This window comes from Halomonas sp. MS1, from assembly GCF_024182575.1.
GTDB lineage: Bacteria > Pseudomonadota > Gammaproteobacteria > Pseudomonadales > Halomonadaceae > Vreelandella.
This window is the reverse complement of sequence record NZ_CP098926.1, coordinates 1,534,425-1,555,993: the sequence shown is the minus strand read 5'-3', so window position 1 is coordinate 1,555,993 and position 21,569 is coordinate 1,534,425. Positions and strand designations below refer to the sequence as shown.

Below are 21,569 nucleotides of genomic sequence, written 5' to 3'. Positions count from 1 at the left end.
TGCCATTTAATCATCACGATTTATCCATGACATAGCCGATCCCTCTTACGGTGCGGATGACCTCAGGAAACAGCTTTCGCCGTAAATGGTGGATATGCACTTCGATAGCGTTGCTTTCGACATCCTCCTCCCAACCGTAGACTAATCGCGTTAAGGTATCGCGGGTGAACACACGGCCTGGGTGGCTCATAAACTCCTGCAGTAGCGTTAGCTCACGGCGCGAAAGTGTGATCACTTGATGTTGATAACTCACCTGTAAGGTCTGCGGATCCAGGCTAATCCCACGACAGCTGAGCAAGCCGCTGGCTTGTCCTTGGCTACGGCGCAACAAAGCACGTAAACGTGCTTTTAATTCTGCTACTTCGAAAGGTTTAGTGAGGTAGTCGTCGGCACCCGCATCCAATCCTTCAATACGGTTATCCATCGCATCGCGGGCGGTCAGAACCAAAATTGGCAGTTGGCTGCCATGCTGCCGAATAGCGCGCAGCACTTCCATTCCATCAATCGTCGGCAAACCAAGGTCTAGGATGACCGCATCAAAGGGTTCATTTTTAAGCGCATGAAGCGCGTTATTGCCATCGGCTAAATGATCTACCGTATAGTGCTCAGGTTTCAGCGCCATACGAATCCCCAACGCCAAACTCGGGTCGTCCTCAACCAGTAAAATGCGCATATCGATGGATGACTCCTTTCATTCACGGCGGGCTACTCAGGAACGTAACATGACACGTCATTCTTCTTTCGGCCACCGCTCCTTAGCCTGCGCAGTAATGCAGTGCCCACCTGAACAACGGCGTGAAGCATTACTGCATTTAGCTGCGGTGCATGATCCTACGCAGCAGCCTGCATTACAGCATGCCTTATCAACGATAAAAGCTGGCTGTGACGCTGTTTGGCAGGGCCTTTGGATAGCCACCCAAGCGGGCCATATCGAAGCCGCCGCCTGGGTACAGCCATTGGCTAATCAAACGGCTCAGCTTTGGCTGCCCAGGCAACCTAATTCGGCAACTGATGCGCTGTTGAAAGCCTTGCAGGGCTGGGTAAACGAGCAGCCGATAGCGCTATGTCATGTGGTGTTATCTGACGATGTGACCCACTGGGAAACGCCACTAGTCGCCCACAACATGCGGGTACTTGCCACCCTGGAGCACCTTATGTGGCCGTGCCAAACCGTTCAATCGCTCGCTAACCTGCTAACGCTAAGCCCCTTTGCTGAATTGTCTCCCGCACAACAGCGGGCGCTGGTAGCGAACGTTAGTGAAGGCTCGTTAGACTGCCCAGGGCTTCGCGAAGCGCTCACCATTGACACCTTGCTTGCTGGATTTTATGACCAAGCGCCGCAGGCACCAGAGCACTGGTATCAAGTGCGGCATCAAGGGAAAACCGTCGGCGTGCTATTACTTGCGCCTAACCATACGACCCAGCGCTGGTCATTGCAGTTGATGGGGCTGTTGCCTGAGTGGCGCGGCGGGGGAATGGGCAAGACAATTATTCAACAAGCGCAGGCGTTGGCTAGCAAGGCGGGAGCCAGTGACATCACGCTCACCGTTGATGCGCAGAATATCCCCGCAAAGCGTGTATATGCTCAGGCAGGGTTTACGCGTTATGCTCAGCAGCGTTTACTGGCTTGGTGTTAACTAGGTGATCGTTGGCACCTTTTTTAAACTGCTGAATAAAGCACAGAGTACGGCATAGGTTGAATTGCCGCGCTTAGTAGCATTTTCTTACGCTTAGCGTTCTCGGTATACTAATGCGATATGCACGTCTTGGCGTCTCGGTTGCCGCAGGTTGATGATGTCGCTGCCGCGCGCAGGGGTTAAGCACAAAACGTTTTATGACAAAACTCAAGAGGTGGTGAGAGTGAAATCTAAGCTGATCATGAGCGGGCTGGCGGCCCTAGGCGTCATGGCAGGCACATCCGGTGCTTATGCCCAAGACGCAGCACGTGACGCAATCGCTGAGCGCCTAGCGCCGGTAGGTCAACTTTGCTTGCAAGGCCAAGACTGTGGTACCGCAGCAGCACCGGCCGCCGCTAGTGGCGGTGGTGAGATCGATGGCGAAGGTATTTACAACAATATCTGTATGGCGTGCCACGAAACCGGCGCTGCTGGCGCTCCGGTGCGTGCTGATGAAGCCGCATGGGCTGAACGTACTGAGCAAGGCTTTGCCACGTTATTAGAGCATGCCATCAACGGTATTGGTGCAATGCCTGCTCGAGGCGGCAACCCCAACCTTTCTGACGAAGAGATGGAAGCGGCGGTGGCTTACATGGTTGAGCCTGTCATGGACGTTCCCGAGCTAGGGGGCGGTGAAGAAGAAGCGGCTGCTGAAGCGACTGAAGAGGGCGCCAGCGACGACACGGCTGTGACAGAGGATGCCGGTGAAGAGACAACTGACGCTGCAGCTAGTGAAGAAGAAGCAGCTAGCGAAGAAGCAGCAGTTGCCAGTGAAGACGAAGCTTCAAGTGGTGGCAGCGGTTTAGATGGTGAAGCGCTTTACGCCAGTGCTGGCTGTGTGGCTTGCCATGCTGCCGGTGTCGCTGGTGCGCCCAAGCTAGGTGATGCCGAAGCGTGGGGCCCGCGTATCGAGCAGGGTACCGATGCGCTCTATCAAAGTGTATTTAACGGCAAAGGCGTGATGCCGCCACGCGGTGGTAGCAGTGCCTCTGACGAAGAGATCATGGCCGTTGTCGATTACATGGTCTCAGCAGTGCAATAAACAGTTTTTGTAATAATGGCTGTTAAATTTATCCACAGGCGGGTTTTGAAACCCCCTGTGGATATTTTTTTGTGTTTTATTTTCTTAACTTGCCGCTAACTCAACAGAGAACGCAGCCCGGCAATCGCGTCTTGTCCGCGTGCCTGCTTTTTCTCGGGGTCTTCTTTATCGGCGCGTCCCTCCCACTCCAAATCATCAGCAGGCAGTTCGTCTAAAAAGCGGCTGGGCTGGCAGTCCATCAGTTCACCATACGCTTTACGCTGGCGGGCTAGCGTGAGTGTTAGCGTGCGTCTTGCCCGGGTGATGCCGACATAAGCCAAGCGGCGCTCTTCTTCTACCGTCTCCATTTCAATAGCGTTACGGTGGGGCAGCAAGTCTTCCTCTAAGCCCATCAAATACACATGGGGAAACTCCAGCCCTTTCGAGGCATGCATAGTGAGTAGTTGCACACGATCGGAGTCGTCTTCTTCGGCTTGTTGCTCGAGAATATCTCGCAGTACAAGGCGCGAAATAGCAGCTTCGACGCCATCGGTTTCCGTCGCAGTGGAATCATCTGCATCTTCGGGGTCGCGGTTTAGCGACTTTTCTAGCTGATCAATCAAAATCCATACGTTGGCCATGCGCCGTTCAGCGACGGTCGGGGCACTGGCGTTTTGGTACAGCCAGGCTTCGTAATCCATATCGCGCAGCATGTCGCGAATGGCCGCGATGGCATCGTCTTGATCCATGCGTTTGCGCACGCCATCAATAAAGTGCGTAAAGCGTGAAAGGCGCTCCACGGCCCGAGTCGGCAGCGTTTGCTCTAACCCCAGCTCGTGGCAGGCAGCAAACAGCGAAATAGAGCGTTCTGTTGCATAGTTGGCCAGCTTTTCCAGCGTGCCGGGGCCGATTTCACGGCGGGGCACGTTCACAATGCGTAAAAAGGCATTGTCATCGGCGGGATTAATTAACAGCCGCAGATAGGCCATGGTGTCCTTGATCTCGTTGCGAGAGAAAAACGACGTACCACCGGAAAGCTTGTAGGGAATTTGGTAATGCTGCAGCTTGAGCTCTAATAAACGTGCCTGAAAATTACCCCGATAGAGCACCGCAAAATCTCGCCATTCTGCCTTCTCTTTGATGCGCCGAGTCAGCATTTCGCTGGCTACCCGCTCGGACTCCGCCTCTTCATGGCGGTTGACGATGACCCGGATAGGCGCGCCATCGCCCATATCCGACCACAAGGTTTTATCGTAAACGTGCGGGTTATTGGCAATTAACGTGTTGGCCGCGCGCAAAATAGTGCCGGTCGAGCGGTAGTTCTGCTCCAGCTTAACCACTTTCAGGCGTGGGAAGTCTTCGCCAAGGGTCACTAGGTTTTCAGGCCGTGCCCCGCGCCACGCGTAGATCGACTGGTCGTCATCGCCGACCACGGTAAAGGTCGCCCGCTCGGCCATCAGCAGTTTCACCAACAGGTACTGGGAAACGTTAGTGTCCTGATACTCATCCACTAGCATGTAGTGGATTTTGTTCCGCCAGCGGGCCAGTGCCTCTGGGTCGCGTTGCAGGAGCACCACCGGCAGCAGAATCAGATCGTCGAAATCCACCGCGTTATAGGCTTTCAAGTGGCGTACATAAGCTTCATAAACCCGTGCGGCAAAGTGCTCGTCATCATCCGCGGCAAACGAAAGCGCATCACTGGGCAGCACTAAATCGTTCTTCCACGTGGATATTTTGGCTTGCACAGCGTTGATCTGCTCGGCGTCTACCTGAGCGTCTTTGTTCATTAAATCGCGCAGCAGTGCTTTGGCATCTTCCGGGTCGAACAACGAAAAGCCCGGCTTGTAGCCCAGCGTTTTCAGCTCGCCGCGGATAATATTCAGGCCCAGATTGTGAAACGTCGACACCGTTAGCCCGTGGCCCTCTTTTCCCTTCAGCATTTGCCCAACGCGCTCTTTCATCTCCCGGGCGGCTTTATTGGTGAAGGTAACCGCCGCTATTTTGCGCGCGCTCATGCCGCACTCTTGCACCAGATAGGCAATTTTGGTGGTAATAACGCTGGTTTTACCAGACCCGGCGCCCGCCAAGACCAAGCAGGGGCCATCGATATAGCGCACCGCTTCCTGCTGGCGCGGGTTTAGCCCTTTAATGCGGCTAAGAATGCTCTTTGGCGGTTGGGGCGTCATGGTGAAGGGTGACCTCTACAAGTGTTTCTTGGCAAATTCCATTACAATCAGCGGCGCTGGGCGAACGCACAATGAGTTAATAATAGGCAGGTGGTAATGTTTGAAGTAGCGCTATTTGAACCGCGTATGGCACCCAACACGGGTAACATTATGCGCTTGGTGGCTAACAATGGCTGCCGATTACATTTAATTGAACCGCTGGGCTTTGATCTCGAAGAGAAAAAGCTGCGGCGCGCTGGGCTAGATTACCGCGATCTAAACAATGTTACCCGCCATGCCGATTTTACGGCGTTTCAAGCGGCGATGCAGGGGCGCACACTATGGGCGATTACTACCAAAGGCACCCGCGCTCACAGTGACGCGACCTTCGCCCCAGGCGACGTATTGCTGTTCGGTTCAGAAACCGCAGGGCTTTCACCCCAAGTGCACGCTGCGCTGCCTGAAGAACACAAGCTGCGCATCCCCATGCAGCCCAATATCCGTAGCTTGAATCTTTCCAATGCGGTGGCCATCGTTAGCTATGAGGCGTGGCGCCAGCAAGGCTATGCTGGCGCATTAGGCAGTGAGCAATAGGTTCAGCGACTAGCCCGTGATGCCGTAGCGATCGCGATAAGCGCGCACGGCCTCGGCGTAAGCCAGCATTTCGCCGCCAGCATGCTCTTCAAGGTAAGTAAGCACTTGCTCTAAGGTGACAATACTGACAACCGGCATGCCGTACTGAGCCTGCACTTCCTGGATAGCGCTTTGCTCACCCTGGCCGCGCTCTTGGCGATCTAGCGCAATAATGACGCCGCCCGCGCGGGCACCGCTTTGCTCAATCAGGCTCATCACTTCACGGATCGCTGTACCGGCCGTAATCACGTCATCAATGATCAAAATATCTCCGGCCAGTGGTGCGCCGACAATATTGCCGCCTTCGCCGTGGGTTTTGGCTTCTTTACGATTAAACGCGTAGGGCATATCGCGGTCGTGGTGGTCGGCCAAGGCCGCGGCGGTGACCGCCGCCAAGGGAATCCCTTTATAGGCTGGGCCAAACAGCACATCCGCCTGCAGGCCGCTATCGACAATCGCTTGGGCGTAAAATCGGCCTAGCTTGGCCAAGGCACGGCCGGTTTGAAACAGGCCAGCATTGAAAAAGTAAGGGCTTACTCGCCCCGACTTAAGCGTGAACTCGCCAAACTTGAGCACGCCCTGCTCAATAGCGAAGGCAATGAAATCGCGCTGATAGGGTTGTAGAGTGGTGGCCACGGTGGTCTTCTCTTGTCGATAGGAATGTAAGTAATAGGAATCTAAGTAAACGCAACAATAAAACGGGGTTAAATAGCAAGATTTGGTTTGTCTATTTACCCAAACGTCTAAACGTCGGGTATCATACAGCAGCGACGCAAAAGGGACGATTTATGAAAATTGCCAGCATCAATGTCAATGGTATACGTGATGCCGTCGACCGTGGCTTCCTGGACTGGCTGGCTCAGCAGGATGCCGACGTGATCTGCGTGCAGAACATCAAGGCAAAAAGCTTTGAACTGGACGACTATATTCTCTATCCGGAAGGCTACGAAGGCTACTTTCTGGATGCGGAAGAAGATGGTTTCTCCGGTGTGGCACTTTATTGCCGCAAAATTCCCAAGGCGATTATGTACGGTCTTGGGTTCCCTCAGTGCGATCACGAAGGGCGCTTTCTGCAGGCGGATTATGACCGCTTCAGCATCGCTACCTTCTTGATGCCTGATGGAAGTGATCAAAAAGCCAAACAGGCGTTTATGGAGCAGTATCAAGAGTACCTGACGAAGATGTCGCGCAAACGCCGCGAATACATCATCTGCGGTACCTGGCACGTTGCCCATAAAACCATTGATTTGGCCAACTGGTCGGACAATCAGCTTACCTCTGGTTTCCGCCCTGAAGAGCGTGCCTGGATGGATCAGGTACTTGGCCCAACCGGCTTTATCGACACCTTCCGCGAAATTAATCGCGACGCAGGTGAATATACCTGGTGGCCAAAGCTCGACCAAGACGTGCCCCGTGAGCGCCAAGAAGGCTGGCGGATCGACTATCAGCTGGTCGGCCCCAACTTCCGTCGCCATGTGGTTGACGCGTGGATTGATTACGATGCGACCTTCTCCGAGTTCGCACCGCTGATCGTTGAGTATGACTTAGCGCTGTAAGCGCTCACTTTCCCGCGTCGCGTTACCCGTCTCAGCAACAGGCCAGCTTAAAAGCTGGCCTGTTTGCGTAAGCGCGTAAGTTAGTTGCCAAGTAACGCCTTAGCCGCGAATACCCAGTGCTTCGCGCTGTTTTTCGCGTAGCTCGGAGCCCGCTTTCTCAGCGAGATCAAGCATCGCATTCAGCTCGGCACGGTTAAACGCACCCGCCTCTGCAGTCCCCTGGACTTCAATCAGCTCGCCGCTTTCAGTCATCACCACGTTCAGATCGGTGTCAGCTTTGCTATCTTCCGGATAATCCAGATCTAGTACCGGCACGCCTTTATAAATACCCACCGAAATCGCGCTAACCAGCTGTTTAAAGGGGTCACCTTTAATTTTCTTCTCGCGCTGTAGGTAGCGAATGGCATCCACCAGTGCCACGCAGCCGCCAGTAATCGACGCGGTACGAGTGCCACCGTCGGCCTGGATCACATCGCAATCCACGGTAATGGTGAATTCGCCCAACTTCTTCAAGTTCACAGACGCGCGCAGGCTACGGCCGATCAAGCGCTGAATTTCTAGCGTCCGGCCACCCTGTTTACCGCGCGTCGCTTCACGGCCACTGCGGGTATGAGTGGCACGGGGCAGCATGCCGTACTCAGCGGTGATCCAACCCTGATTTTTGCCACGCAGCCAGCGCGGTACGCCCGCTTCTACGCTCGCATTACACAGCACCTTGGTATCGCCAAACTCGACCAGTACCGAACCTTCTGCATGGCGAGTGTAATCGCGGGTTATGCGAATTTCACGAAGCTGGTCGGCTTCACGACCGCTAGGGCGAACAACATCAGGACGCATAGCACCTCACATCAATTTAACAGTGGGAAAGCCCACTATTGTACACGTCTGTGAGTACGCTGATTCGCTTAACATCTAGCGTTAGTCGAGACGTCCTGCGTATAGCTTCTTGAAAGCGGCATAACGCGACGTGTGCAGCTCGTGCATTACTACATCAGGCTCTAATACGTGTTCACCTGGGGTGAGGCCATTGGCAACGCTAAGAACCTCACCATTGGCCTGGGCAGCCAGGGCCGCCACGGCTACCCCAAGGAGTACGGGTTCCGGCGCATCCGCGAGTACAACCCGACAACCGGTACCGTCGGCATAGAGCTTGCGCAGCAGTGGTGAACGTCCATGGCCACCGCTGAGGTGCAGGGTATCGATGGCATAACCATGGGCATTCATACGTTCTATGATGGCGCGGGTGCCGTAAACCAGTGAGGTGGCTGCCGCCCAATAGACCTTGATGAAGCTCTCGCGAGGCGTATCAAGGGTCAACCCCGTGATGGTGCCGCGAATGTCTGGATCCGCCAAGGGCGAGCGGTTGCCAATAAAGTCAGGGCAAACATGGGTATCAGGAGCTGGGTCGCCGGATGCCAAGCGCTCGAGCAGCGTTTCCGATAACGCGCCGTGAAGGTCGTCGCCAAATTCACTGCTGGCTGAAAATAGTGCTGCGAGGTGGTCCAGAAGAGCACCGGTAATGCTTTGCCCCCCTTCGTTGGCGACAAAACCATCGCATAGCGCCCCCGGATAGGGACCCCACACACCGGGTACCTCGCGGCGTTCTGGCAGGGCGCCGATATGACAGGTGGAGGTGCCGCCAATCACGGCAAGGCGGCGTTCGGGAGCATCCGTGAGGCTTCTGCCTAGTGTGCCAAGCGCACCGGCATAGGCATCAATCATGCCCACTGCGAAGGTACATCGAGTCGTTAGCCCCAAGTCATTGGCGGCTTCTTCGGTCAACTGCCCAAGTGCTACGCCCACCGGAAGGGCTTGTTCAGGCAGGCGGGCGCACTCGATTACATCCTGCATATCAATCTGTTTTAGAAAGTCGTGGTCCCAGCCATGACCAGGGCGAGGGTCAAACGTCCACTTGCAGGAGAGCATGCAGACCGAGCGCTCAACAGAACCGGTGCACTTAAAGCCAAGCCAGTCGCCTAGATCACCCGCGTAGCCAATCTGGGCGTAAAGCTCGGGCCGGTGCCGCTTCAACCACATGAGCTTAGGCATCTGCATCTCGGGAGACATGACGCCACCCAGGTTACGTAGCGGCGCTGCGTGGGTAGCCGTGCACTCAGCGGCTTCTGCGGTGGCTCGGTGATCCATCCATACAATGATATTCCATGCTTCATCACCTGGAGAGAGCGCTAGCGGCTTATCCTGCTTATCAAGGAGCACCAACGAACAGGTGGCGCTTACTGACATACTGGTGATGGAATCGGACGTCACACCGGCTGACTCGCGGGCGCGCTGGGTTGCACTGCATACCGCGCGCCAGATATCCGTTGAACTCTGCTCCACGTGATGCTCGGCAGGGCGATGCATTGCAATCGATGTTTTTGCTTCGGCTAGCATCACACCATCCGAGGTGAAAATGCCCGCCCGGGCGCTGCCAGTACCAATATCGATGCCTAGAACGTGTTCTTGATGACTCATGGGAAAACCTTACTCAAGACTGTTTGATAAATGGCATACGCAGTGCCATTACAATAATTAGAAAAGCCCCCCATACTGCGGTGGCCAGATGCTGGCTGGCGCCCATCAGGTTCATTCCCGAGGCGATTACCTGCAGGCTCATCAAGCCCAACACCAGTGGCAGTACGCGGCCAAAACCACCAAAGGGGTTCGCCCCAGCCAGGAAACAGGCCAGCACCGTAATCAGTAGGTAACTCTCGCCATGGCCGACACGTACAGAGTTAAAGCGGGCGAGCATCACCATGCCTGCTAACCCTGCCAGAATGCCGGAAATCGTGTAGACGGTGATCAGCACACGCTTGACGTTAATGCCTGAGTACTCCGTCGCGCGAGGGTTGGAGCCCAGCATATAAATTGAAAAGCCAGTGCGGGTGAAATGCATGATGTAGATCAATCCTGCGGCAGCGGCGAGAAAGATCAGCATGGGGATGGGAATGCCTAAAAAGCTGCCGCTGCCGATGGTTTGAAATACCTCTGGCATGCCTGAAATACCGCCACCGCGGGTTAAAAACTCACCTACCCCTTGGAGAAAAATCATCGCGCCTAGCGAGACTAAAATAGGATGTGCGCCGACATAGGCAACGATAACGCCAATCAAAAAGCCTGCTGCCGCGCCAACGGCAAGCCCGGCGATAATCGCCATGGGAACGCTTAGTATGCCCATGCCCGCCAGTAACCCCTGTACCAGCCAGGCAGTCATCAACCCTGCGATATTGGCGGTAAAGGTCACTGAGAGATTCAAGCCGCCAGAAATAATCGGCAGTAGCATTGCCAGTGAAAGTAGCCCCAGCTCGGGTAACTGCATCGACATCGAGCCAAAATTGGTGGCGGTCAGAAAACCCGGTGCCAGTAGCGAGAAGAGCCCAATACTGCCGATGAGCAGAGCCGTCATGGCGATGACTTCGATGGTATCGCCTCCCAGGCGGAGCCCGGCCATGGAGTGTTGCTTATTCAGGCGCTTATTCATACGTTCCTCGCCTTGGTAGTGCGGGGCAACAGGTTGCCAAGGTTGCTGGTGGTGATCGCAATCAATATGATCAGCCCGACAATCATGCGGAAGGCATAGGGAGTAACACCCAGCAGGTTTAAGCCGTTTTGGACAACGGCGAGAAGCAGTACCCCGAGCACGGCACCGAGCACTGAGCCGCGCCCGCCACCCAGGGTCGCGCCGCCGAGTACGACCGCCGCTAGAATCGGTAACTCCTGGCCGATCAAGGCGTTGGGCACAACCTCTTGTACGATATGCGCTTGCATCAGACCCGCCATTCCCGCGCATAGCCCCAGCCAGCCGTAGGCAAAGGCATGAATTTTCCAGGCGCTAACGCCAGAGCGGCGAGCTGACTCGGGGCTTGAACCGAAACCGTAGAGAGCACGCCCAAAACCGGTACGGGCCAACATGAACCAAGTAAAGATCACCATCACCACCATCACTGCTGCAGGTAAGTAGAGCGTGGCTGATCCGCGTTCGGCAGGTAGATCAAGCAGCGGAACGGAATAGTAGAGCCAATCGGGAATATCGTAGATGGAGACTCCGCTGGTGAAGTACATCAAAAGGCCGAAAAACAGGTTAAAGGTGCCGATGGTGACGATGATCGACACGATTCGGAAGCGATGGATCAGCAGTGCATTGAAGAGTCCCAGCAGCATGCCAACCAACATCGAAAGTAGGATGCCAAGTAACCAGTTACCCCCACCCAGGTAATTCATCAGCAGTGACAACACCACGTACTGCACCACGGATGCCGCCACTGCGAAGGAAATATCTATCCCCCCCGCAATCAGAACGACGACTAGGCCCACCGCAAAGATGATATTGACCGACTGATTGTTAAGCAGGTCGAACAGGTTTTGAAAGCTGAGAAAGCTGTCGGTGGCTAGTGCCAACACCACGCACAGCAACATGAGAATACAAAAGAGCGTCCCCTCTGTGCCGATCCTTCTGTTTAGCAGTCGTTTATGCATTGATGATCGCCTCCAGCGCTTCTTCCGTAGTCTCCGCAGGTATGACCTCGGAGTAGATGCGCCCCTCGCGCAGTACAAGCGCCCGGTCAGCGTTCATCCAGATTTCCCCCGCCTCATCCGAAATCAGAATGATGGCCATGCCCTGATCGGCAAGATCCCTAATGATGTCGAAAATACCGGCTTTAGCGCCGACATCGACGCCGATAGTGGGACAATCAAGAATGAGAACGTCGGGTTCAGTGGCCAGCCATTTAGCGAGCGCGATGCGTTGTTGGTTACCACCGGAAAGTGAAGAGACCGCCAGCTCGGCGTCACTCACCTTGGTTTTAAGCTGTTCTATCCAGTGAGCGGTCAGCGCCTTGATACGTTGAGGGGAAAGAAAAAAGCGTGGTTTTTCCAGACTTGGTAGTACGGTCACTGCGGTGTTCATAGTGATGGACTGGTTTTGCACCAAGCCAAGATTGAGTCGATCTTCAGAGAGATAGGCAATTCGATGGCGCACGGCATCGCGGTTGGAGTGTAGTGTCAGCGGCTGCCCCTCTTTTAGCAACTGCCCTGAAGTGGGTTGTGTCATCCCGAAAATTGTATGAGCTATTTCGGTACGCCCTGCACCCAGCAAACCCGTCAGACCGAGAATTTCACCGCGATGCAGGGTGAAAGAGATGTTTTCAAACTCCCCTTCACGGCTTAAGTTTTTAAGCTCCAGTACCGGGGCGCCTTTGTGTGTGTCAGCACGAGGGGTCTGTTCAAGTTCAAGCCCGGTCATCAAGGTTGAAAGCCGTGCTTGGGTCATCCCTTCGGTGGGGTAGGTGCCGACCAGCTCCCCGTTGCGGAGCACAGTGACGCGTTGGCATACCTCCAACACTTCCACCAGCCGGTGGCTGACCAATACAATGGAAATGCCTTTCGCCGCCAGCGAGCGGGTAATGCCCAGCAGCGTCTGCACCTCTTTATAGGTAAGCGAGGCAGTGGGCTCATCCATAAAAATAATACTGGCCCCAGCACGCAACACGCGACAAATCGCCACCAGTTGACGATGGGCAATTGAGAGATCTTCAACACGGGCCATGGGATCCAGGTCGAGGCCAAACTGCTGAATGATCTCACGGGATTGGGTCAGTGCAGCTTTATAGGAAATAGGTCGCCAAGGCTTAGCAACGTAATCATCAAAGACGATATTTTCAGCGACGGTTAAGTGCGGAAACAGCGCAAGGTCTTGCCAGATAACATGAATACCCCGGCTGCGTGCCTCTTTCGGACTAATGGCAGAGAGAGTTTCATCGCCAAACGTGAACTCTATGCCGGGTTCAGGCTTGTAAACACCGTTGATAATTTTAATGAGCGTACTTTTGCCACAACCGTTTTCACCCGCAAGGCAAAGCACCTCACCCCGGCGAAGTTCGAATTCGACATCGTTGAGGACGCGGCTTTGTCCGAAAACTTTGCTGACGTGGCGCGCTCGAATCGCGATATCGCCCATTGGAGGCTCCTTTCTTAACATCACTGCCGCGCTCTTCAGGAGCGCGGCAGTCTCTACACGATCAAGCAGGGCGGTTTTACAGGCCGAGTTCTGCCAACTCATCTACGCTATCTTTGCTCAGCTTGAGTGGCTGTGAGGCAAAGATGGTTTTGCCGTCCAGGGTAACTTCACCCAGTACCGGCAAGTCGGCACCATCGGTAATCTCTTCGCCGTTATAGAGCATCTCGCCCAGGGCAACGAATGCTTTGCCTGCCTCCAAGGGACTCCACTGGAAACCACCAGTAATCACGCCTTCATGCACTAAGCGACGGCCCTGACCTGGAGAGAAAAGGCCCATGACCGCTACGTCCCCTTCCAGACCACGCTCTTTCACGGCCCGCGCCGCGCCGATGGTTCCCTGGCTGCCAAACGACATGATTCCGGCTAAGTCTTCGTGGGCACGCAGTAAGTCCAGGGTGGTGTTGCGGCTATCGTCGACGCTTTCGGCAACGCCGAAACGATCAGCAGCTTGGGTCAAGCCCGAGCAGTTATCATCAAGCCAGTTCACGGCCGCATCGGCCCAGGCGTTGTGAGCGGGCACGCTGAGGCCGCCGACGTAAACAGCATAAGAGCCTTCGCAGCCGGTAGTGTCAGCCAATAGCTTGGCGTGCTCTTCACCTAACTGCTGCGCTGAAATCATTTCAAAGTCGTAGTCGATGTTGATCGATTCAGGGCTTTCATGAGTCAGGACGATAATTCCCTGATCACGTGCCCGTTCCAATACCGGCTCAAGAACCTCACGATCATTCGGGACAACACCGATGACATCAACGCCACGGCTGATTAGATCTTCTATTGCGCGTACCTGCAGGGCGGGGTCAGCACTGGTGGGACCCACCATATAGGCTTCTACGCCAAGCTCTTCACCCATTTGTTCAATGCCCATTTCCATAGCATTGAACCAAGGGATGCCACCGACCTTGGCGACCACGGCAATTGTAGGAGACTCCTGAGCCATTGCGCCGGTGCTGCCGATAATGCCTGTTAGCGTAGCTGCGGTAAGAAGTGCTTTGTATTTCATTGTGATTTCCTGCTTGCTGTTGGCTGACCCAATCAGTGGAATAGAGTGCATTGAAGCGCTTTAATAATGCTGCTGTACGTTGCGCCATGGTCAAATGAAACGGCGCAGGCTCTTCATAGCGTCACAATACATAGGGATTTAATGCATAAAAACGTTACACAGTGCTGGATACGTTGAGTGGTACCTAAGCGATGCGTCATCGCTATTGTCATTTAATCAACAATGCACAATCGGTTGTGCATAGCGTAGGATTGATCTAATGCATCATCACGTCAATGCTACTTTTATCTAATTGCAAGGAGCTGCCACGTGGTTAGCAATTCTTCATCCAAGCGGCTGACTATTTACGACCTGGCGAGGTTGGCAGAAACATCGCCCAGTACTGTCAGTGCCGTGCTCAACGGCACATGGCAGCGCCGACGTATCAGTAAGAAGCTTGCCAGCAAAATTCTTTCGCTCGCCCAGTCGGAGGGCTACTCGGCCAACATGCAGGCCCGTGCTTTGCGGCGCGAGCGCTCAGGTATCATTGGCATGATACTGCCGCTGTACGACAACCGCTATTTCAGTTCGATAGCCCAACACTTCGAATCGGAAGCGCGTCGGCGGGGGCTGTTTGCGATTGTTTCGTGTACGAATCGAGATCCCAAGCAAGAGTGTGAAGCCGCCCGTATGATGCTTGCTTACCGTGTCGAGTGCCTGGTATGCACCGGGGCAACGGATCCAGATACGATTGCGCAGATGTGTGCCGAGAGCGGCGTGCAAAGCATTAATCTCGACCTTCCTGGCAGTAAAGCACCATCGGTGATTTCCAATAACCGTGAAGGCGCGCGACAGCTTACCCACGCCATCCTCAACCGCCTTGCCAAAGAGAAGCGCAGTGATGACCCTGTGCTATTTATTGGCGGTCGTGATGAGGATCACAATACCCGCGAGCGTATTGCCGGCTTCAAGCAAGCCAGAGCGGAAATGGGGCTGGCGACGGCGGAAGAGAATATCCTCCCCTGCGATTATGCTGCCGATAAGTCCCAGGCTGCGCTGGAAACATACATGCGGAATTGTTCTACTCTGCCTAGTGCTATGTTCGTCAACTCGACGATTTCTCTTGAGGGCGTCGTTCGTGGGTTGCAGCTAAATGGCTATTATCTAGATGACATTATTTTTGGATGTTTTGACTGGGATCCGCTTGCCGCTGCCTTTCATCCGCGCTTGATGATGGTTCGGCAAAATGTAATTGAGATGATTGACTGCGTCTTCGAACTGATTGATACCCCGCCGCAGGACCCCAGTCTGCTCATAGAGGTTCAGCCAGAAGTAATAGGTGTTTGATGTGCGCTCTCGCACAGCATTTACTTAATCAAATGAATAGGCTAGCCATTTAGGGCGAAGCTTTATACACCATTATTCACTACCAGGATGAAACATGGCCATTTCCAGCCACGTACACAGCATGACTGCCTTTGCCCGCACCGAGCAGGCTGCCCCGTTTGGCACTCTGCAGGTAGAAATCCGCTCGGTGAATCAGCGCTACCTGGAACCGCACTTTCGCCTGCCCGACGCTCTACGCGAGCTGGAGCCAGTGCTACGCGATGCCTTACGCACGCGCCTAGCGCGGGGCAAGGTAGAGTGCAGCCTGCGTTTTGAAGCCGCCGAAGCCAACCAAGCCCCTGCGGTTAACGCCCAGCGCTTAAAAGAAATAGCCGATGCCCTGGCCGCTATTCAGCAACAGGTACCCAGTGCCGTGCCGCCCACCACGCTGGCGTTGCTTAACCAACCCGGCGTTATGGAAACCCAGCACCTCGACCAAGACGCCATCAAAGCCGCCGCCAAAACGCTATTTGATCAAGCACTGAACGAGTTGATCGACGCCCGCGCCCGGGAGGGCGAAAAACTCGCTGAGATGATCACCACTCGCCTAACGGCTGTCAGTGAACAAGTCGCCACTGTGCGTAGCCTGCTGCCGCAAATTTTAGAGCGCCAGCGCGCCCAACTGCTGGAACGCTTAGACGTCGCCAAAACCGAACTCGACCCCCAGCGCCTGGAAGCCGAACTGGTACTGGTCGCGCAGAAAGCCGATGTAGACGAAGAACTGGACCGCCTCACCGCACATATAGCAGAAGTGAGCCACCAGCTCGCCCAAAAAGGCCCCAAAGGCCGCCGGTTGGACTTCTTGATGCAGGAACTTAATCGCGAAGCCAATACACTGTCGTCAAAATCCGTGGTGGCTGAGACAACCCGCTGCGCGGTGGAGTTAAAGGTGCTGATTGAGCAGATGCGGGAGCAGATTCAGAATATTGAGTGATGGTGTAGTGTTTATCCCATGTTTGATGGAAGTATCAGCTATGGAAGGAGAGTCTCTATCGAATGGTTAACAGGAAAATATAGGTCTATAATCCGTTTTACCGGATCGTTGTCCTGCCAAGGAGTCGCTCGTGAATCAAGCAGAACTGAACAAAGAAGAACTGTGCCGCTTTATTTGCCAGGAGTTACCTAGTCACCGCTTACAACAAATGCTCGAAAGCATAGAGGCGGCTTTTCAGAAGAGCGATAGCCATCTCAAAGAGACGTATAAGCATGTGCCTCTGGCTGGGCCAGGGCCGCAGTCCCATCATTTCACCGTGCAGGAAGCACTGCTGAGCCTGCCAAAAGATGAGAACTTTGAAGTAAGTAACCAAGTCACTAAGCCCGCTGGTGGCCACTATGCCTTGGTTCGTGCCAGTAGTATGCAGATCACCACGAGCGTTATTACCATGGGAAGGACGCCACCCATACGCGATGCGCGTTTTAGACGTCTGCTTGGGCTCATCAATAAAAGGTTGGAGAAACAACATCCTGATCTTTTTAAGGCATCCGCCTCACCTTTAGGGCCCAGCCAAGAAGCTCTTCATGCGTTGTTGCTCCCCCACACAATGAAGTGGACAGACAGCAGCGATCATAGCAGCCCAATCGGTGTGGCCATCGCGGTGCCTTACAGTGACCCTCGGGCGGGGTTTCATCTGTTTATGGATGTAGGCCAGTTGTGGCAGTACTACAGTGAAGTAGGCGATGAGGTAGAAGATATTGCCTATCCGACCCTGCGTGATAGGATGCGTCGCGCAGAAAACCGAGACCAAAGTGAAGGTGGAAACGAGTGACATGAGAACAGGGGTGGATGGCTTTCAAGGTCAGCGGTTAAACCAACTGCGTACGGCCCAAAATTTGACCCTCGCGGAGCTGGGAGAGAAAGTAGGTCGCTCTTCCAGTACGTTGTCGGCCTGGGAAAAAGGTACCCAGCTACCTGAGGCCGAGTCATTTGATCGCCTTTGCCATGTGTTTCAAGTCTCCCGCATGTGGTTTTTGAAGCCTGTTCCTCCTGTTATTCAGGAAAGCCAGCGACCTTACTTTTTCCGTTCACAAGCCTCTGTCCACAAGCAGGCACGTGAAAGGTCACAACTTTATTTAGCGTGGTTGCAAGAAATCTCTGACTTCTTCCAGGATGCAATGGAGTGGCCAGACGTTAACGTGCCGATGCTGGAGGCAGACGACTGCCGATTGATCAGCGATGAAGAAATAGAAGACATCGCCAGAGAGTGCCGTGAGGCTTGGAAGTTAGGTTCTGCACCAATCCCAAACGTGATCCAGGTTATGGAAAATGCAGGGATCATCTGCACTCGCGCCACCCTGGGGCACGTCAAAATGGACGGTGTTTCCCATGTCTCTGTTTTGGATGGTCGCCCCTACGTGCTGATCGCTGAGGACAAAGCGAATGCTATCCGTAACCGTTTTGACGCCGCACATGAGTTAGGACACCTCGTACTGCACTCAAAAATACCGGCTGCGCAATACGCTAAAAAAGAGCTGTATGACCTGTTAGAAGAACAAGCGCATCGCTTTGCCAGCGCTTTTTTAATGCCGCCTGAGAGTTTTGCGCAAGAGGTCGTATGGCCAACGCTGGATAACTTGCTTTCGCTTAAGTCACGCTGGAAAGTCTCAGTGGCTTCAATGATTGTGCGTTGTAGAGATTTATCACTGCTAACTGAACAGTTAGAGCTAAGGCTGTGGAAAGGGCGCTCGGCGCGTAAATGGACGAAAGGCGAGCCAGGCGATGATGCCCTGGCTTTCGAGCAGCCCAAGCTGATGATGCGCGGCGCGCACCTTCTGGTAGATAACGGCATCTTTGAGCGCACTGAGCTGGTTCACCAGATTGGCCTGCCGCCAGAGACGATTGAGATGCTGTGTAATTTACGTCCTGGTTATCTGTGTGCTCAGCCTAGTGCTGGGGATAACGTGGTGCCTCTCAAGCTCAAGCGTACTGCCAGGGCTAGCCGGTCAAAGCAGGCAGAGGTTCTGCCGTTTCAGAAGTAAAGATGGCTGTTTGCACCCTAATGTGGTCGTCATCGGCAGCTAATAAAATTTGTGTCTGCTGATCACATTCTTTAGTTAACCCTCATCGTTTTTTTGCTAATAATGCTCTTCAATATACGCATACGCTTTCTGGAATAGATCTTTATCTTTACCCAACCCAAACTGGGCCAGCGTTACCATGAGAGCCTTCTGAATTTGTCGCGGGCCACTGTGGGTATTCTGCCAGCCGTCAAAGCGCTTGGCTTTGACGATTTTGTCGATTTGCTCGACTACATCGCCAATGATTTTGGGCGTGGTTTCTGGTCGGGTTTCGAGGAATAATGTGGTCAGGGCCTGCTTATTATCCTCTTCTGTTACCACATGCTCACCGGTTTCTCGCTCGGCTTGCACGGTGTCTTTGGCGGTATCTAACAGGCCTTTCAGCCAGTCGATGGCTTTGATAACGCCTGCTTCGTAATCCTGGCGCAGCTTTTCCAGGCGCTCACCCAAGGCGACAAATTTTGGATCACTATTGCCTCGCAACCTGCCCATTAGGTCAATTTCCAGGCGTTTGGCGCGTTGTTCCTGTTCTTTATCGGTTAGGGCAAAAATGGCGTGTTCATCCATGATGAGTTCGTCGATATCATCACGAATACGATTGATGTCGGTATGCTCATGGATCATCTTGATGGTTTCAGGCCCGAGAGCCGCCCATACTAACGTGCCGGTTTGACCAACAGGGCGTACGGATTCGTAAATTTGGGCAAGCCATTTATAGTCTTGTTGGTAGGGGGTGAGGAACGTATCAGGGCTAATGGCCGACCATAGCTTGGCTAATATGCCAAAGCAGGCGGCGAACTCATCACGCTTTTCATTGGTGGGTAGGCACTCTTGTGCCGCGATAATGCCTTCAAACCCTTCCAGCGTGCGGTCCACTTGCGGGAAGAAGGACAAACACTTATCTAACTGAGCCGGTAATAATTCTTTAAAGGCTTCAATGCCTTCTACCACGCCGTCGATTTCTTCGGGGTTGTAGGCCAGCGCGGTGCGTAAGTTCTCGAATACCCCAAGGTAATCAATGATCAAGCCCATGTCTTTGCGAACATCGCTGGTTTCGTACAAGCGGTTAGTACGGCACATGGCTTGCAGCAGGGTGTGGTCGCGTAGGGGCTTGTCTAAATACATGCAGTAGCAGATAGGCGCATCGAAGCCGGTTAACAGCTTGGCGGTGACTATTAACAGTTGAAGCGGGTGCTTGGGATCTTTATAGCTTTCAATCAGATCTTTTTGGGTCTGATCTTCAGCATCAATATGCTGCCAGCGCTCAAAATCAGCTTGCTGAATGGGGAGTGCCAGCTCGTTATGCCATTTACGCCAGTCGTGATTGGTTCTCTCTTGTTGGTCCTTTTTGGAGGAGTGAATAGGCGCCTGGTCCACATTCATCACTACTTCTAACGCATCAAACCCCAGCTTTTCACCCAGCAGGTAATACATCTGTACACAGGCTTCGCGGTCGTACATAACCACCATGCCTTTCATTTTTTTCGGCTTAACATGGCTGGTAAAGTGCTGGGCGATGTCGCTGCTGACGGCGGCCATCCGTTTAGGCGCTTTGAGCATGATGGCCAATTTGCCTGCGCGTTTTGAAAGGGCAGCTTTTTCTTCGTCGTCCAGATTGTTGTCTTTAGCAAGCTGCTCAAACTCTTCGTTGATCGCGTCTCGGTCTACCCGCAGTTCTGCCAGGCGTGGTTCAAACTTCACGGGGTTGGTAGCCCCGTCGCGGATCGATTGCTTGTAGCTATAGCGGCTCATGTAGCGGCCGGGGTCATCCTCAGCGCCAAACAGTTTGAAGGTGTTGCGGTCGATGCCGGAAATCGGCGTACCGGTTAGGCCGTAGAAGTGCGCATTCGGCAGTGCCCAGCGCATTTTATCGCCAAGGCCGCCTTCCTGGGTGCGGTGGGCTTCATCCACCAGCACAATAATGTTGTCTCGGTTATTCAGGCCGTTTAGGTTGTTCTGGTCTATCTCAATTTCTTTAAACTTAAAAATAGTGGTGATCAAAATGCCACGGCTGTCCTGCTCAATATGCTCGCCGAGTTTTTTGCAGCTTTGCACTTTGATCAGGTTTTTCACATCTGCCCCACCGAAGGTTTCATTAATCTGGCTATCCAGATCGCGTCGATCAACGACCACCAGCACCGTGGGGTTCTTCAACTGGTTGTCGGTGCGCAGCATTTTTGCAGCGTAGAGCATCAGTAATGATTTACCCGAGCCCTGGAAATGCCAGATTAAGCCCTTTTTCGGGTAGCCCTTTCTGACCCTTTCAACAATCTGTTGGGCGGCTTCAAACTGAGGGTAGCGCGGTAAAATTTTGCTGCGCTTTGGCGGCGTGTTTTTGCCGGTTTTGACAGTGGAAAACAGTGCAAAGGATTCCAGCAGCTGCAGTAACGTTTGCGGATTTAGCAAGCCTTCACAGCTGTTTAGCACTGATGCCAAGCCGGGCAGAATATCGTCGCGTTGGTCGGTATGGTGCCAAGGGCCCCAATCTTTTACTCGGGCATTAATAGCGCCGTAAGCAAAGGTTTTGCCTTCGCTGGCAAAGCACAGCAGGTTGGGCACAAAAAAGCGCTCAACGTTTTTCCAGTAGTGCTTTTTACCGCCCATAAAATCGGCGGCACCATCTTGCCAGGTGACGCTTGGCCGGGTGGCCGTTTTGACTTCGCCTACCACCAAGGGGATGCCGTTTACGTACAGCACGATATCAAAATACACCTCCGTGGCGGCTATATAGTGCACCTGCTTTGCTACCACAAAGTGGTTGTTTTCAATATCATCAAAATCAATCAGGTTAATGGTGATATGGTCGCCGTTCTCGCCGAAAGGCAGCGTTTTGTCGGCCATTAACCACTCATGGAAGTTCTCATTGGCCTTCACTAGGCCGGTATGCGGGGCTTCCAATACCACGGCACGCAGCTTGTGAATCACCTCATCGGCATAGTCAGGCTGTTTGGTAATATCTGGGTTTAACGAACAAAGCGCATCTTTGAGCCACTCATCGACAAAGATATCCTGCGCTTGCTTAGGCAGGCTATCTCCGTAGCAGTAGGTCCATTTTACTCCACTTAAACCTATCAAGCGGTCGATAACTCCATTTTCTGTGACGGTTTGTTCGTTAAACATTA

At 53.7% G+C, this 21,569-nt stretch carries 18 protein-coding genes; 8 read left to right on the top strand and 10 right to left on the bottom strand.

The window, feature by feature from the left end; all coding sequences use genetic code 11:
- Positions 1 to 13 precede the first annotated feature (13 nt).
- The gene (locus tag NF683_RS06945) at positions 14 to 673 is read right to left on the bottom strand and encodes a response regulator transcription factor (protein WP_089040155.1); all 660 of its coding nucleotides are present in this window, start codon (positions 671 to 673) and stop codon (positions 14 to 16) included.
- 49 nt (positions 674 to 722) lie between these two features.
- Between NF683_RS06945 and NF683_RS06940 the strand changes: the two genes are divergently transcribed.
- On the top strand, positions 723 to 1,637 hold the full coding sequence (locus tag NF683_RS06940; protein WP_253921626.1) for a GNAT family N-acetyltransferase: 915 nt from the start codon (positions 723 to 725) through the stop codon (positions 1,635 to 1,637).
- 223 nt (positions 1,638 to 1,860) lie between these two features.
- The gene (locus NF683_RS06935) at positions 1,861 to 2,718 is read left to right on the top strand and encodes a c-type cytochrome (protein WP_253921625.1); all 858 of its coding nucleotides are present in this window, start codon (positions 1,861 to 1,863) and stop codon (positions 2,716 to 2,718) included.
- A 95-nt stretch (positions 2,719 to 2,813) separates the two neighbouring features.
- Here NF683_RS06935 and rep read toward each other — a convergent pair whose 3' ends face one another.
- The gene (rep, locus tag NF683_RS06930) at positions 2,814 to 4,883 is read right to left on the bottom strand and encodes a DNA helicase Rep (RefSeq protein WP_089040157.1); all 2,070 of its coding nucleotides are present in this window, start codon (positions 4,881 to 4,883) and stop codon (positions 2,814 to 2,816) included.
- 96 nt (positions 4,884 to 4,979) lie between these two features.
- Here rep and NF683_RS06925 point away from each other — a divergent pair, with 96 nt between their 5' ends.
- Positions 4,980 to 5,456 (top strand): tRNA (cytidine(34)-2'-O)-methyltransferase, encoded by a 477-nt coding sequence (locus tag NF683_RS06925; protein WP_253921624.1) that lies wholly within the window; start codon positions 4,980 to 4,982, stop codon positions 5,454 to 5,456.
- A gap of 9 nt (positions 5,457 to 5,465) precedes the next feature.
- On the opposite strand, the gene pyrE is transcribed toward NF683_RS06925, so the two are convergent.
- Positions 5,466 to 6,131: an orotate phosphoribosyltransferase gene (gene pyrE / locus NF683_RS06920; protein WP_083007769.1), complete on the bottom strand. Its 666-nt coding sequence runs from the start codon at positions 6,129 to 6,131 to the stop codon at positions 5,466 to 5,468.
- Positions 6,132 to 6,283: 152 nt separating this feature from the next.
- On the opposite strand from pyrE, the gene NF683_RS06915 reads away from it, so the two are divergent.
- A complete protein-coding gene (locus NF683_RS06915) occupies positions 6,284 to 7,051 on the top strand; it encodes an exodeoxyribonuclease III (RefSeq protein WP_089040159.1) in 768 nt (255 codons plus the stop codon).
- A 99-nt stretch (positions 7,052 to 7,150) separates the two neighbouring features.
- On the opposite strand, the gene rph is transcribed toward NF683_RS06915, so the two are convergent.
- The 6 genes from rph to NF683_RS06885 all read right to left on the bottom strand — a co-directional run bounded on the left by rph (position 7,151) and on the right by NF683_RS06885 (position 14,067).
- Positions 7,151 to 7,888, bottom strand: coding sequence for a ribonuclease PH (gene rph, locus NF683_RS06910; protein ID WP_089040160.1), 738 nt, complete (start codon positions 7,886 to 7,888; stop codon positions 7,151 to 7,153).
- Between the two features lie 81 nt (positions 7,889 to 7,969).
- The gene (locus tag NF683_RS06905; RefSeq protein WP_253921623.1) at positions 7,970 to 9,526 is read right to left on the bottom strand and encodes an FGGY family pentulose kinase; all 1,557 of its coding nucleotides are present in this window, start codon (positions 9,524 to 9,526) and stop codon (positions 7,970 to 7,972) included.
- Positions 9,527 to 9,539: 13 nt separating this feature from the next.
- Positions 9,540 to 10,532, bottom strand: coding sequence for an ABC transporter permease (locus tag NF683_RS06900; protein ID WP_125753227.1), 993 nt, complete (start codon positions 10,530 to 10,532; stop codon positions 9,540 to 9,542).
- Positions 10,529 to 11,527: an ABC transporter permease gene (locus NF683_RS06895; protein WP_249017254.1), complete on the bottom strand. Its 999-nt coding sequence runs from the start codon at positions 11,525 to 11,527 to the stop codon at positions 10,529 to 10,531. The genes NF683_RS06900 and NF683_RS06895 overlap by 4 nt, the downstream gene beginning before the upstream one ends.
- Positions 11,520 to 13,007, bottom strand: coding sequence for a sugar ABC transporter ATP-binding protein (locus NF683_RS06890; protein WP_253921622.1), 1,488 nt, complete (start codon positions 13,005 to 13,007; stop codon positions 11,520 to 11,522). Before NF683_RS06890 ends, NF683_RS06895 begins: the two co-directional genes overlap by 8 nt.
- A gap of 76 nt (positions 13,008 to 13,083) precedes the next feature.
- Positions 13,084 to 14,067: a substrate-binding domain-containing protein gene (locus tag NF683_RS06885; RefSeq protein WP_038486436.1), complete on the bottom strand. Its 984-nt coding sequence runs from the start codon at positions 14,065 to 14,067 to the stop codon at positions 13,084 to 13,086.
- 309 nt (positions 14,068 to 14,376) lie between these two features.
- Here NF683_RS06885 and NF683_RS06880 point away from each other — a divergent pair, with 309 nt between their 5' ends.
- From NF683_RS06880 to NF683_RS06865, 4 genes are all read left to right on the top strand, one after another.
- Positions 14,377 to 15,393: a substrate-binding domain-containing protein gene (locus tag NF683_RS06880; RefSeq protein ID WP_253921621.1), complete on the top strand. Its 1,017-nt coding sequence runs from the start codon at positions 14,377 to 14,379 to the stop codon at positions 15,391 to 15,393.
- A gap of 94 nt (positions 15,394 to 15,487) precedes the next feature.
- Positions 15,488 to 16,366 (top strand): YicC/YloC family endoribonuclease, encoded by an 879-nt coding sequence (locus NF683_RS06875; RefSeq protein ID WP_253921620.1) that lies wholly within the window; start codon positions 15,488 to 15,490, stop codon positions 16,364 to 16,366.
- Between the two features lie 130 nt (positions 16,367 to 16,496).
- Positions 16,497 to 17,198: a hypothetical protein gene (locus tag NF683_RS06870; protein ID WP_253921619.1), complete on the top strand. Its 702-nt coding sequence runs from the start codon at positions 16,497 to 16,499 to the stop codon at positions 17,196 to 17,198.
- 1 nt (position 17,199) lies between these two features.
- Positions 17,200 to 18,408, top strand: a complete 1,209-nt coding sequence (locus NF683_RS06865; protein WP_253921618.1) for a helix-turn-helix domain-containing protein — start codon at positions 17,200 to 17,202, stop codon at positions 18,406 to 18,408.
- A 96-nt stretch (positions 18,409 to 18,504) separates the two neighbouring features.
- Here the strand turns inward: NF683_RS06865 and NF683_RS06860 are convergent, their stop codons facing one another.
- Positions 18,505 to 21,567 carry a type I restriction endonuclease subunit R gene (locus NF683_RS06860; protein WP_253921617.1) on the bottom strand — a complete coding sequence of 1,021 codons (3,063 nt, stop codon included), beginning with the start codon at positions 21,565 to 21,567 and terminating at the stop codon, positions 18,505 to 18,507.
- Positions 21,568 to 21,569: the final 2 nt, after the last annotated feature.

What these genes read in the sequence shown, in the direction of transcription:
- NF683_RS06890 (WP_253921622.1), bottom strand. Translation starts at nt 13,007, where the DNA reads ATGGGCGATATCGCGATTCGAGCGCGCCACGTCAGCAAAGTTTTCGGA.
- NF683_RS06915 (WP_089040159.1), top strand. Translation starts at nt 6,284, where the DNA reads ATGAAAATTGCCAGCATCAATGTCAATGGTATACGTGATGCCGTCGAC.
- rep (WP_089040157.1), bottom strand. Translation starts at nt 4,883, where the DNA reads ATGACGCCCCAACCGCCAAAGAGCATTCTTAGCCGCATTAAAGGGCTA.
- NF683_RS06925 (WP_253921624.1), top strand. Translation starts at nt 4,980, where the DNA reads ATGTTTGAAGTAGCGCTATTTGAACCGCGTATGGCACCCAACACGGGT.
- NF683_RS06860 (WP_253921617.1), bottom strand. Translation starts at nt 21,567, where the DNA reads ATGTTTAACGAACAAACCGTCACAGAAAATGGAGTTATCGACCGCTTG.
- NF683_RS06900 (WP_125753227.1), bottom strand. Translation starts at nt 10,532, where the DNA reads ATGAATAAGCGCCTGAATAAGCAACACTCCATGGCCGGGCTCCGCCTG.
- NF683_RS06905 (WP_253921623.1), bottom strand. Translation starts at nt 9,526, where the DNA reads ATGAGTCATCAAGAACACGTTCTAGGCATCGATATTGGTACTGGCAGC.
- NF683_RS06865 (WP_253921618.1), top strand. Translation starts at nt 17,200, where the DNA reads ATGAGAACAGGGGTGGATGGCTTTCAAGGTCAGCGGTTAAACCAACTG.
- NF683_RS06885 (WP_038486436.1), bottom strand. Translation starts at nt 14,067, where the DNA reads ATGAAATACAAAGCACTTCTTACCGCAGCTACGCTAACAGGCATTATC.
- NF683_RS06945 (WP_089040155.1), bottom strand. Translation starts at nt 673, where the DNA reads ATGCGCATTTTACTGGTTGAGGACGACCCGAGTTTGGCGTTGGGGATT.
- rph (WP_089040160.1), bottom strand. Translation starts at nt 7,888, where the DNA reads ATGCGTCCTGATGTTGTTCGCCCTAGCGGTCGTGAAGCCGACCAGCTT.
- NF683_RS06875 (WP_253921620.1), top strand. Translation starts at nt 15,488, where the DNA reads ATGGCCATTTCCAGCCACGTACACAGCATGACTGCCTTTGCCCGCACC.
- NF683_RS06940 (WP_253921626.1), top strand. Translation starts at nt 723, where the DNA reads ATGACACGTCATTCTTCTTTCGGCCACCGCTCCTTAGCCTGCGCAGTA.
- NF683_RS06895 (WP_249017254.1), bottom strand. Translation starts at nt 11,527, where the DNA reads ATGCATAAACGACTGCTAAACAGAAGGATCGGCACAGAGGGGACGCTC.